Source organism: Pantoea sp. CCBC3-3-1, assembly GCF_007981265.1.
GTDB lineage: Bacteria > Pseudomonadota > Gammaproteobacteria > Enterobacterales > Enterobacteriaceae > Erwinia.
Map to the genome: position 1 here is coordinate 3,846,320 of NZ_CP034363.1, position 12,277 is coordinate 3,858,596.

Genomic DNA, 12,277 nt, shown 5'->3' on the forward strand with positions numbered 1-12,277 from the left:
TAGCATTTTTTCAAAGCACGCGGAGAGGCACAGTCAGAGATTGCGAGTAGCTTTCCAGTAATGGGATTTCATTACCTTTGCCTGCGGGCGCTTAAGCCATGCCTGAGGATAAGCGCCAGGCGAACCGCTATTGATAGGAAAAAGTGATGCTGGCCACAGCATCCGCTGTACCTGGCGTAATGTCGCCGGTACGAATATAACGGGTTTGAAAAGGCAGGTTTAGCACTTCAGCCTGCGAAGTACTTTGGATAAAAAACTGGCTAACGGTCGAATTCAAAGAACTGTCTGGTCCGAGTGATAAGGGGCCAATATTATTATAAAAAAATTGCACTCCAACGCCAGAAGCAGTGGAGTCCGGCGTAAGCGAAACGGTATCCGTGACGTTGGTTGGATCCGTCTGATCGGTGACTACGGCATACAGGGAGATATTTGCATCACAGCTCAGGTTAACGGAAAAATTGCGCAAGTCTGAAGTGCTGTTTACGGCAGAAAGCGTCCGCACATCCACCCGTCCCAGATCAATTTGCACATTTGGCGTCCCGATTGTGCAGCCTGATGCCAGCACGCTGATAGTCGTTGGCTCAATAATAACTTTTGCCGTGGCGGTTTCATTGTTATACGCAGTAAGTATCGCCGCATTAATGGCAGGCGTAGTATAAGTGCCACTGGCAAGAGGCTGCCCGGTTTTTACAAAAGTGACTTTAGCAGCCCAGCCCAAGTTCATTGCCGTACCACTTGTCCCGTCAGCAGGATACGTTTGGGTAATACCGCTCTGCAATGGCACATAGTTTGTGCCATTGGCATCTTTGAGTCCCAGAATAAAACCGACACCCGGCACGCCCGTTTCAAATACCGCGTAGCTTACGCCGTCCAGGATTACCGTCTGCCCGGATGGGATTACGCTACTGTCGGGTTCCATGGTCCCTTTAGAACACCAGTAGATTGTGCCACACCAAAACACCTTGTTATTTGTTACCGATGCGCTCCAGTCTCCACCAATAATACTACCGCCAGTCACAGAGTCTGCCGGGCCGGAATAATTCAGCTCACCAGGTGACAAGGTTATGTCTGACTTCCACTCCAGCGCGTAAGCAGGGCGGAAGAGAAACATACCCGCCAGAAAAATCACCAGGTAATATTTATCAAAATGTCTCATCTGAAGTTGATCCTTGTACCGAAGAAGAAATTACCGGGCAATTTTTGCAACGTTAGCGATATTCAACCGTATAAGTTGCCGTTGCTGTGACATTGCCAGGCGTCACAGGAAGTTGAGTGGCAATAAGACGCGCATAAAAAAGCATATCCACACTATTTTCTCCGGTCAGGCCATAAGCTGCGGTGGGATGATCAAGTGGAATAACCGAGCCAGTGCGATCAAGCAAAGAAATTGCCACACCTGATGCCCCCCCTTCATCCGTTTTTAAATACCGGCCATCATATTCATCACCCTCACCAGTAAAAGTAATCGTTGCGCCCTTAAATGTTGGGCCACACTCTTCGAGTTTGATCCTGAAAGGCGTTTTAATCTGGCTAACAGCGCCTGTCCTTAAGAACTGCCGAGTGGAAATATTACCCAATGGAATAGTGATATTTTCCGATTCGGTCGCAATTGTGCATGTATTGCCATAAAGCACACCTGATACTTTAATATATACATCATAGGCCGCAACGGGAAAGCAGTAGCTACATGCCAATAGTATTGGGAATAACCGTCGGATTAATAAATTCACTGACATACCAACCCTTGTGTATAAATATTTGTATCAGCATTATATTTACTGGCGATAAGACGATAGTTAGCCGTACAGCGTTGGTGCGCTTTCCGTCCCCATTGCGCAATCAGCACGCCACTTTCTGGTAATCCTGAAAGCCAAAGCGATCCCGCATCTCCAACTATCCCCGTTGAATTATCACGCGTTTTCAACGTAACGGTGGTACCAAAAGGCAACCACTCGCCGTCTTTTTTTATCGAAAAAATAGCCCGATATCCAAGCTGAGTGGTAAGTGTGGCGCGGACCATAGCACCTTCACCAGGGGTTTTACTCACTACTGACTGCGGGATCTCAACGTTATCGCCGAGCGTCTTAACGTCCAGATCTACACGATTTTCTCTGTAAGCCGAAGCATAAGGAATCACTGCGTAACCCCGAGAGTCGGTATAAATTCCCGTCTGATTACCTACTTTTACATTGGCTGCACCTGGCGCTTTTACCAAAATATTGGTATTCCCGAGTGGCTGGCTTAACGTCAGGCCATTTGCGTGCAGAACAATACCTCCACTGGTACCATAATTATAATAACGACTCTCTGCTGAGTAGCTGTAGCCGGCATTATAAACCCCATGACTGCCTTGATATTTAACCGACATATCTGCTCCGCTCTGATTATTGCTTTTGTTTCCATAACGTGCATTCAGGTTGTAATTTAAGTTTTCATATCCCGGCATATTCCCACTAACACCTGTGGTATGGGTCGTTCCGGAACGATGGTTGTTAGTCATTGAATAGCGCGCCCGAGCACCCGACACTATTTTATTTAAAGGTACTGAAGCAGAAAGAGAAATTATGTTATCACTTTTATCTGACCAGATATTTTGGCTGCGTTGCCATGCCAGCCCCCATGACACCGCCTGCCAACTGCTATTCCAGGCCACCTGCAAGCTTTTATTTGTTTTGCCGGAATTCCAGTAACGTTGCTGATCCAAAGATAAAGAGAGTGAGCCATAATCCGCAATACGTTGCGAAATCAGCAGCTGATTATGCATTTTTCGAGCATAGGTCAGGTTGTAATAGCTACTGTTATCGTTGACGATATGCCTGTCATCCAAAGATGTCGTTCTTTCTCCGCCCTGCATACGCTTACAGGCCGTATCTGACAGCGTATAAAATCCCTGGGTTGTGTATTGCCATGAATAAAAGTTGAGGGTCGTTCCAGCCGTGTTTAATATCTTGCTGTATCGGAAACGAACCGAATCACCGCTGTGGCGAGTATTATTGGCTAATAAGCTGTTGGCATGGATAGCATCAATGGAAAAGGCGCCATAAGCGCCGATATTTTGTCCCATTCCAACAGCAAAAGCGCGATAGTTTTCTGAGAACTGTATCCCGCCATAAAACGTCAGCCCATAACGCCAACCATAGAAAAAATCGCTCTGCGCGAAAGCAGGAGCTGCCTGGTGAGTTTCTCCACGAAAATTACCCGCTTCCAGTGAATATTTGAACTGCCCCTGCCTGACAAGGTTCGGGACGCTGGCAAAAGGCACCACGTAACGCGTAACCTGGCCATCAACTTCTTCAATAGCCACCTCCAGATCGCCGCCTGATGATGTCGGATAAAGATCGTTAATAATGAATTCACCCGGCGTTACGCTGGTCTGGTAAATAACATTGCCGTTCTGACGAATGCGGACTGTTGCGTTAGTCCGGGCAATGCCTCTGACCTGCGGAGCGTAGCCTCGCAGGCTATTTGGCAACATATTCTCATCAGAGGCGAGCTGGACCCCGCGAATTCCCGCACTATCGAAAATGGCGGAAGATGTGTAGGTTTCGCCCAGGGTTATCTGGGATTTTAAAGGGATAACCTCCCGTTGCAGCGTGGTACTAATGTGATTCCAGGTGCCCTTCTGGCTGGTAGTATAGGTCCAGTTAGAAGCGTCTCTTAAACGCCATGGCCCTATATTAACCCCACTGTTAAGACCAAGAAAATAGTTGGTACGCCGTAAGTTGCTCTGTCCGGAGTAATCACTTTGGGAACCATTGGCGCTATAGCTAACAAAGGCGGTATTGATACCCTGCTCCCAGCTCGCTGGATTGATAAAACCTCGCGGCCGGTTTTGCATGAGTACCTGAGGGAAAGTCAGTTTCAGAGTCATCTTGCCGGCATCAAAATCGCTCTTAATATCATTGTCCTGAAAAATACTTTTAAGCAGAAGACAGCCCTTTTGTGGCGAAATTTTAGATGCCCGCTGGCGATCGAGACCCAGCTCGTCCATTTCCTCAGCGGTAAAACAGGGAAGAAGTTGTGAGGCCTGGCTCTCCTCAGGAGCGACAAAAGAAACCTCTTTGTCGCCTACAAACTCATTATTTACAAATACTGCTGTGTGATATTTTCCCGGAGGAATATCATTTCCTTGCTCCAGCCAGGACAAGTCGGCTACGTTACCTTCTTTACCCGCAAGAAAAAGCGGATTGAATTGATATTTATCCTGAGCAACGGCTGCATTGAGGAACAGAAGTAGCCCCAACGTTAACGCATTCCCGGGAAAATAAAAATTTTTATTCATAGGTATCGTCTACGAATTATCTGCATTGTATTAATGGCTCGTTAATTTATCTTCTTGTTCAACAGAGATGTCCACGCACCATAATCGTTAATAGTTTGGTAACTCATGTTTCTTGCATTACTAAAGTTACCTGGAACCGTAACACTTCCTTCAGGTGGCAGCATAAAAGGTTTGATCTCCTTATTGTCTACACGCAGCGTAATCAGGGTCAGGTAATAAGGCGTTGGGTTTTTTAACGTGAGCTTACTGCCATTGAGAGAAGGCAATATTTTCTTATATGTCTCATTTGATTTTTCAGACAGCCCTGCCGGACGGTAAAAAACTTTAATTCGACTGGCCGCAGCCAGCTGTAATGTGTTTTTTCCCTGTTCTGAAGTCTGGGGGATGGCTTTTACCGTAAGCCAGTAAAGCGTTTCCCTGTCATTCGGCAACCCTTTTCCGGTAAAGATAATACGTAAGGTATTTTCACTTTTTGGCCGCAGCACGGATAATGGCGGAACCACAACAAAGTCCTGCGTTTTCACACCGGCATCGTTTTCCAGCCATGTTTGAATAAGGAAAGGTGAAGTAGTATGAGTATTACGAACATCAAGGGACGTCTGTTTCTCATTTGCATGGTAAACCAGACGAGTTGATCCCAGCCCAACGCCACCTGAGCCAGCTATTGCCGCCTGCGCTGACAAAAATAATGAAAAGATCGCCAGCAGGAGACCAGTAACACGCATATTCGTTTACCTCTAAAAATAGAATATCCGGAATGATTAACATTCCGGCTTCAGGGTTTATTAAGAATAAGTGAGGGTATAAGTTGCTACTGCGCTTGCGTCACCTGCTGTCACACTGCCTTTTTCCGTATGGTATTTTGCACTAAATTTCAGGGTATTCGTTCCGGCGCGTAGTGCCGTGTTATCACTATTCTCATTTAACTTAATCTGGGTGCCCGCTTCATCATAAAAACGAATTGACAGATTTTGTGCCGATCCGCTTCCGCCATTCGTGCCGGTGGCCAGACCGCTGGCATCATCAGCATCGGCAATGCCGGTAAAGTTTACAGCTACATTGGTATAAGTACTGTTGTCGCAATCTTCGAGACTAATAGTGAAATCTTTTCCGGTTGAAAGTGTTGTTCCCGCTGTAGCAAGTGAAGCTGCACGTACCTGTCCCATATTGATACTCTGAACGGCAGAACTGCTGGATAAAGCACAAGCGGCAGTAATTACGCTGCCTTCAAAATTTAAGGTGCCGCCATCAACCGTAACCGGGATAACCTCATCTTCGGCATAAGACAGTGCTGGCATAACAGCTAATGCACTGCAAATTGACATTGCTACAACTGATTTCAACATTAAACGCATAATTACACTCTCCATATGCAAAAACTTTAAATTAATCTATTTAAATAACAATGAAACATAAAATAAAAACTTCACCACTGGCTGCCGACCGTTGCCGATAAATTTATAAAAAAAATTTTATTGATAACATCCCTGTCAAAAACTCCCTAACAAAATCAATACAACAACAAGATAATTAATCAACTAACTTAAAATGAACGGATAAGATTCAATCTAAAAAATGGCTCCCTGCCCGGTAGTTAGAGGCTTCCTGCGAAATAAAGCTAACTCCGTTACGGTATTAATACGGCAGGATCGCAGAATGACTTAAATTTTTTTCGAAAAGTTGACGGATCCCGGATCGGCCATCCAGGGTTAATGTTTGCCGTCTGGCTCTCAGGAATACGCTGTGAAACTTTCCCCGCGCTTCGTCATATTGCTGTTGCTAACAGGCTGTAGTCGTTCAGCTGAACTTATCCCGCCGCATGGTCAGGCAACATTCGCGCATTACCAGCAGGAAACCACACGTTGGGTAGAGCAACACCGGCTCTTTCAGAGCAGCGATCGGGTAGCCGAGCTGAGGTGGAATACGCCACAAGAATGGCGGCCGGCGGGCGTTCCTGATCAAGGCATTCTGTTGATCCATGGGTTGGGCGATTCACCCGGCTCTTTCACGGATATCGGGCCGGAACTGGCAAAGGACGGTTTTCTGGTACGTACAGTCCTGTTGCCGGGACAGGGTACACAGCCAAAAGATTTAATCGGGGTGTCGGCGGATGACTGGCGGAGTATCGTTAACGAACAGATGGCTATATTGCGCAAGGATGTGGGCAAGGTTTGGCTGGGCGGCTTTTCGACCGGAGCCAACCTGGCGATTGAATATGCCTACCAGCATCAGGACGTTAAAGGACTGCTGCTCTTTTCACCGGCGATTAAGGCGAATGAGCCGCTGGTAGCAACGACACCGTTTATTGCCTTATTCCGCAACTGGCTGCGAAAACCGAAACCCGGCTATCCCACTCAGCGCGCGACGCGTTATATGACGGTACCAACCAACGGCTTCGCGCAGTTCTGGCGCACCAGCAGCGCCGCACAGCAAAAGCTAAACCAGCATCCCTATGATAAACCGGTGCTGATCGTCGCCACCGAGCACGATTCGGTGCTGGATACCCAAAGCCTGCTGGCGCACTTTGATCGACAATTCACCTCGCCACAAAGCCGCCTGATCTGGTATGGCTATCCGCAGCCACAAAACGCGCTGTCAAACCGGGTGCTGATCCGGACAGACTCCCTGCCAGACCAGCATATCAGCCAGTTTTCCCATATGTCGGTGCTCTTTTCACCGCAGAATCCCGTCTACGGTGTGCACGGCAGCGACCGGATATGTGAAAACGGCCAGAGCGATACCGACTATCTCGCCTGCCGCCAGGGCGCTGAAGTGTGGTTTTCCGACTGGGGACTGCGGGAAACCGGTAAAATTCATGCGCGCCTGACCTGGAATCCCTGGTTCAGCTGGCAAAACAGGGTAATGAAGCAGGTTGTCTCTGATATTCCCTAACGGGCATCCCGCACTGCTTCACCAAGCTGCCACACTGCCATCGCATAGTGGTTGCTGTGGTTGTAACGGGTAATCGCGTAGAAATTAGGTAATCCGTACCAGTACTGATAGTAGGTACCCATATCAAAGCGCAACAAACTGATCTGTTGTTCGCCGTTCAGGGGCACCTGTGGTGACAGGCCAGCCGCTGACAGCTCGGCGGGTGTATAGCGGGTTTTAAAACCGTTTTCCAGCAGCGGTGCCTGTCCGTTAGCCGGTACGGCAACCGTGGCCCCCTTCACCCAGCCATGTGCGTTAAAATAGTGGGCGACGCTACCGATAGCATCGACCGGATCCCATAGGTTGATATGACCATCACCGTTAAAATCTACCGCATACTGTTTAAAAGATGACGGCATAAACTGGCCGTAGCCCATGGCACCCGCAAAGGAGCCACGCAAATCGAGCGGATCGTCGTTTTCTTCTCTCGCCATCAGCAGGAAAGTTTCCAGCTCGCTACTGAAATATTCAGCACGGCGCGGATAAGCAAAAGAGAGCGTCGCCAGCGCATCAATGATGCGGGTTTTCCCCATCACCCTTCCCCAGCGGGTTTCCACCCCAATAATGCCGACGATGATTTCCGGCGGCACACCATAGACCTGCCAGGCGCGATTGAGCGCATCCTGATACTGATTCCAGAACTGCACGCCGTTCTGAACGTTATCCGGAACGATGAATTTTTTACGATAGCGCAGCCATGCGCCATTCGGGCCGGCCGGGGGTTGATAAGCCGGTGCCTGACGATCCATCAGCCGCAATACCCAGTCCAGCCGCTTCGCCTGCGCCAGCACATCATGCAGCTGCTGACGATCGAAATTATGCTCGCGTACCATTTTATCAATAAAGGCCGCCGTCGCGGGGTTATCCGCAAAATCGCCGCCTAACGGGGCAATATTATGGGAAGGCTCCAGCAGAAAACCGTTGCCGCCCTTAAAAGGATTGCCGTGCGGTTGCGGCTGGGGTGCTTTACTGCTGCAGGCCGAAAGCAGCAGCAGCGCAGGTAACAGTGTGGCCAGATGACGCATTGAATATCCAGAGTGCGAAGCTGAAAAAGGGAAGTCATGTTAAAGCATTGGCGGCGGTGAAGAAAACAGATGTTATGTAAAGCTACGTAGGTCTGCCACTGGCGGCGCATCGTCATTACGACCGGGAAATGATTGACAACAAATAAATAAAACATTATTTCATTTATTATAAACTGTCATTTTGTTAATCAGGAGGCGTTATGAGTAAACAAGCCGCTGTACTGCTGGCTCCCGGTTTTGAAGAAGCCGAAGCCTTTATCATCATCGATATTTTAAACCGGCTGCATGTAAAGGTGACAACCATTGCCTGCCATACCTCGCGAGAGGTTCCCAGCTACCACGCTGTACCGGTAATTGCCGATGTTCTGTTATCCGACCTGCAACAGGAATTCGATGCCGTGGTGATACCCGGCGGCCCGGAAGGCACCGTTAACCTTGCCGCTAATCCGCATGTTGTGGAATTTATTCGCCGTCATGACGACGCTGGAAAATGGATTGCGCCCATCTGCTCTGCCGCCGCCCGGGTTTTGGGAGGGAATCATCTGCTGAAAGGCCGTCGTTATACCTGCTCAGGGGACCTGTATAAAGCCGTAACCGATGGCGTTTACAGCGGCGAAAACGTGGTTGAAGACGGCAATCTGCTAAGCGGTAAAGGCCTGGGCGTTAGCTTTGAGTTTGCTTTTCAGCTGGCATGGCGTTTAACCGATGACACTGAAACCGCCGATTTTCAGGCGGAACATATCTATTGCGACAGCTGGCGTTCTTACAGCGGTATTAACGCTTAACAGGTTAGTCACGCCGTTTTATTAACGCAGCGCAAGGAAAAATAAAACGGCGCATTCTCACCAGCCTGTTTGTTGCTTATTTGTGAAAATCCACTTTTAAAATAATATAAAGCCCGGGGGGAAAGTAAAACAATGAAAATAAACAGGCAGACCTTGCCTCTTTATGTCAAAGTATGTCGGTGTTTAACTATTGAGAGCAATTGTCTGTCCACACCGATGAAAAGCAACACCGTGGATAACGTGTAACATTATGGATAATTTCTTCATTCCACAAAAAAATATCCCTTCCCTTTTCCCGTGCATCTCTTTTTTCCAGAACGGCGAACAACACTGGCGCTCTGCCCTGTAGCCTTTTTCTCCTGCACTGATTTTTAATTAAGCTGCTGGCTTACCTGCCTTCAGGTTTAGCCGTGTCTTTTTATCAGGAGAGATTTTATGCTGTACTGGATATTATTAGCGCTAGCTATTGCGACAGAAATTATTGGTACTTTATCGATGAAATGGGCGGCGCTTAACGATAATGCCTCAGGCTATATTTTTATGCTGGTGATGATTGCCATTTCCTATATTTTCCTGTGCTTCGCCGTAAAACACATTGCTCTGGGCGTTGCCTACGCGCTGTGGGAAGGGATCGGGATCCTCTTTATTACTTTCTTCAGCACGCTACTTTTTGATGAACCCGTCTCTGGCTTAAAAGTCGCCGGGCTGATGCTACTGGTTATGGGCATTATTTTTATCAAAACCGGTACGCAGGTTATAAGGAGGCAGAAACATGTCAGCGTTTGATTGGGTGCACAGCGCCTGGCTGTTACTGGCTATTGTGCTGGAGATCGCCGCCAATATCTTCCTGAAATATTCCGATGGTTTCCGTCGCCCGCTTTACGGCATGCTGTCACTGGCAGGCGTTATGGCGGCTTTCAGCGCGCTGGCACAGGCGGTGAAAGGTATCGATCTGTCGGTGGCGTATGCGCTCTGGGGAGGATTTGGCATTATCGCCACCGCAGCGGCGGGCGCGATTCTGTTTGGACAGCGTTTTACCCGTAAAGGCTGGTTTGGCGTCGCCCTGCTGCTGATGGGCATTGTGTTGCTTAAACTGGCGTAACCCCATCTTCACCGTATGTACCGCGTTAAGCCTTTATGGGGAGCGGCAGACGGCTGACAAACCTGAAGCGAAGGGAGCATGCCTGGAGCAACGCATCACGGGCCATTTACGGCCCGTGAAGATCGCCACTAAAGAGCAACCAGCGAATCGCGGCTGAGGTCGGCAACAGACTTCGCCCCCGTCAGCGTCATGGCCACCCGCATCTCTTTTTCAATCAGTTCGAGCAAATTAATCACGCCAGCTTCCCCTGCTGTGGCAAGTGCATAAACAAATGCCCGACCCAGCAGCACGCTATCTGCGCCCAGCGCAATCATCCTCACCACGTCCAGACCAGTACGAATACCGGAATCCGCCAGGATTTTTATTTCGCCTTTTACCGCATCGGCAATCGCTGGCAGCGCCCTGGCCGTTGACAGTACGCCATCAAGCTGGCGACCGCCGTGATTGGAAACCACAATGCCATCGGCACCGAAACTGACGGCATCTTTTGCATCCTGTGGATCTAAAATGCCTTTAATAATCATCGGCCCTTTCCAGAAATCGCGGATCCACTCCAGGTCCTGCCAGGAAATGGACGGGTCGAAGTTTGCCCCAAGCCAGCCGATATAATCTTCCAGCCCGGTGGGATGCCCACGATAGGCAGAAACGTTACCCAAATCGTGAGGCTTGCCGTTCAGGCCGACATCCCACGCCCACTGCGGGTGCAGCATCGCCTGTAGAACGCGACGGGCAGCCGCGTTTGGCCCGCTCATCCCGGAATGCGCATCACGATAGCGGGCGCCCGGTACCGGCATATCGACGGTGAATACCAGCGTTTTAACCCCTGCCGCCTGAGCACGTTCCAGCGCGTTACGCATAAAACCCCGATCTTTCAGCACGTAGAGCTGGAACCACATTGGCCGGTCGATTGCTGGCGCGACCTCTTCAATAGGGCAAACAGAAACGGTGGAAAGGGTGAAAGGAATGCCTTTTTTCGCTGCGGCACGGGCGGCCTGCACCTCACCGCGTCTGGCGTACATACCGGTCAGACCCACCGGGGCCAGTACAACCGGCATCGCCAGTTTTTCGTCAAACAGCGTGGTTTCCAGACTCAGCGCGGACATATTGTTGAGGATGCGCTGGCGCAGCGCGATATCGGCTAAATCAGCGGTATTACGCCTGAGGGTATGCTCGCTGTAGGCTCCGCCATCAATATAGTGAAATAAGAAAGGGGGCAGCCTGCGCTGCGCTGCCGCCCGATAGTCCGTTGATGCAGAAATAATCATCTACTCTCCTGCCTGTTAAGGTGCGCTCGCTGGCGGCATCCATAAGCCAGTACCACAGCGAAACGGGTGTTACGGGCCACCGAAAGCTGGTCATCATCAGCCTCGGTACCCGTCAGTTCAGGCAGTGTAGTGGATAAAAATCAGCGTTACGCTGACCGATATCTCAACATAAACAACATATTTACAACAAAATGTTGAGCGGAAAAGTCTTAACGACGATTGCGCACCAGCTGATAACGTCGCGTTAAATATTCCACTGGCGCACTCCAGATATGGACTAAACGGCAGAACGGGAACAGTAAGAACAGCGTCATGCCGAGCACCATATGAATACGATAGATCACCGCCACGCCTTCAAGGTGCTGTGAAGCGCCGGCATGAAAAGTAACGACCGCCTGCGCCCATGCCACCAGCTTCATCATCTCGCTGCCGTCCATATGCTGTGCGGAGAACGGAATGGTCAGCAATCCGAGACAAACCTGCACCACCAGCAGCGTTAAAATCAGAATGTCGCCAATGCTGCTGGTGGCGCGCACACGCGGGTTAGTCAGACGACGTTTTAACAGCAGTGCGCCGCCGGTTAAGGTCAATACCCCACAAATGCCGCCAGCAACCATCGCCAGCTGCTGCTTCACCGCAACAGGCAGAAAAGATTCATACATCCAGTGCGGCGTTAGCATGCCGACAAAATGCCCGAAGAAAATGCCAATAATACCGATATGGAACAGGTTGGAAGCCAGCCGCATGCCCTTTTTATCCAGCATCTGGCTGGAACCCGCACGCCAGCTGTATTGACCATAGTCATAGCGCAGCCAGCTGCCGATCAGAAACACGCTGCCAGCCAGATAAGGATAGATATCGAAAAAGAACAGGGTAATAAAATGCAT

12 protein-coding genes are annotated in these 12,277 nt (G+C 49.5%); 4 read left to right on the forward strand and 8 right to left on the reverse strand.

What is annotated here, in order from left to right; all coding sequences use genetic code 11:
- Positions 1-127: 127 nt before the first annotated feature.
- The 5 genes from EHV07_RS17980 to EHV07_RS18000 are packed head-to-tail and all read right to left on the reverse strand — an operon-like array spanning position 128 to position 5,637.
- Positions 128-1,156, reverse strand: a complete 1,029-nt coding sequence (locus EHV07_RS17980) for a fimbrial protein (RefSeq protein ID WP_147199518.1) — start codon at positions 1,154-1,156, stop codon at positions 128-130.
- A gap of 52 nt (positions 1,157-1,208) precedes the next feature.
- Positions 1,209-1,736 carry a fimbrial protein gene (locus tag EHV07_RS17985; protein ID WP_147199521.1) on the reverse strand — a complete coding sequence of 176 codons (528 nt, stop codon included), beginning with the start codon at positions 1,734-1,736 and terminating at the stop codon, positions 1,209-1,211.
- Positions 1,727-4,282 (reverse strand): fimbria/pilus outer membrane usher protein, encoded by a 2,556-nt coding sequence (locus EHV07_RS17990; RefSeq protein WP_147199523.1) that lies wholly within the window; start codon positions 4,280-4,282, stop codon positions 1,727-1,729. The genes EHV07_RS17985 and EHV07_RS17990 overlap by 10 nt, the downstream gene beginning before the upstream one ends.
- Before the next feature lie 41 nt (positions 4,283-4,323).
- Positions 4,324-5,007 carry a molecular chaperone gene (locus EHV07_RS17995; RefSeq protein ID WP_147199527.1) on the reverse strand — a complete coding sequence of 228 codons (684 nt, stop codon included), beginning with the start codon at positions 5,005-5,007 and terminating at the stop codon, positions 4,324-4,326.
- 60 nt (positions 5,008-5,067) lie between these two features.
- Positions 5,068-5,637, reverse strand: a complete 570-nt coding sequence (locus tag EHV07_RS18000) for a fimbrial protein (RefSeq protein WP_147199529.1) — start codon at positions 5,635-5,637, stop codon at positions 5,068-5,070.
- Positions 5,638-6,025: 388 nt separating this feature from the next.
- On the opposite strand from EHV07_RS18000, the gene EHV07_RS18005 reads away from it, so the two are divergent.
- A complete protein-coding gene (locus EHV07_RS18005) occupies positions 6,026-7,174 on the forward strand; it encodes a carboxylesterase (protein WP_147199531.1) in 1,149 nt (382 codons plus the stop codon).
- Here the strand turns inward: EHV07_RS18005 and mltB are convergent.
- Positions 7,171-8,238: a lytic murein transglycosylase B gene (mltB, locus tag EHV07_RS18010; RefSeq protein ID WP_147199533.1), complete on the reverse strand. Its 1,068-nt coding sequence runs from the start codon at positions 8,236-8,238 to the stop codon at positions 7,171-7,173. The genes EHV07_RS18005 and mltB overlap by 4 nt on opposite strands.
- A 200-nt stretch (positions 8,239-8,438) precedes the next feature.
- Here mltB and EHV07_RS18015 point away from each other — a divergent pair, with 200 nt between their 5' ends.
- The 3 genes from EHV07_RS18015 (at position 8,439) to mdtI (ending at position 10,125) form a co-directional block, all read left to right on the forward strand.
- Complete coding sequence (locus EHV07_RS18015) at positions 8,439-9,023, forward strand: DJ-1/PfpI family protein (protein ID WP_147199535.1); 585 nt, start codon at positions 8,439-8,441, stop codon at positions 9,021-9,023.
- Between the two features lie 435 nt (positions 9,024-9,458).
- Positions 9,459-9,809: a multidrug/spermidine efflux SMR transporter subunit MdtJ gene (gene mdtJ, locus EHV07_RS18020; protein WP_147199537.1), complete on the forward strand. Its 351-nt coding sequence runs from the start codon at positions 9,459-9,461 to the stop codon at positions 9,807-9,809.
- Positions 9,796-10,125, forward strand: coding sequence for a multidrug/spermidine efflux SMR transporter subunit MdtI (gene mdtI, locus EHV07_RS18025; RefSeq protein ID WP_147199538.1), 330 nt, complete (start codon positions 9,796-9,798; stop codon positions 10,123-10,125). Before mdtJ ends, mdtI begins: the two co-directional genes overlap by 14 nt.
- A gap of 128 nt (positions 10,126-10,253) precedes the next feature.
- Here mdtI and lldD read toward each other — a convergent pair whose 3' ends face one another.
- A complete protein-coding gene (gene lldD / locus EHV07_RS18030; protein ID WP_147199539.1) occupies positions 10,254-11,390 on the reverse strand; it encodes an FMN-dependent L-lactate dehydrogenase LldD in 1,137 nt (378 codons plus the stop codon).
- A gap of 209 nt (positions 11,391-11,599) precedes the next feature.
- The gene (gene narI / locus EHV07_RS18035) at positions 11,600-12,277 is read right to left on the reverse strand and encodes a respiratory nitrate reductase subunit gamma (protein WP_147199540.1); all 678 of its coding nucleotides are present in this window, start codon (positions 12,275-12,277) and stop codon (positions 11,600-11,602) included.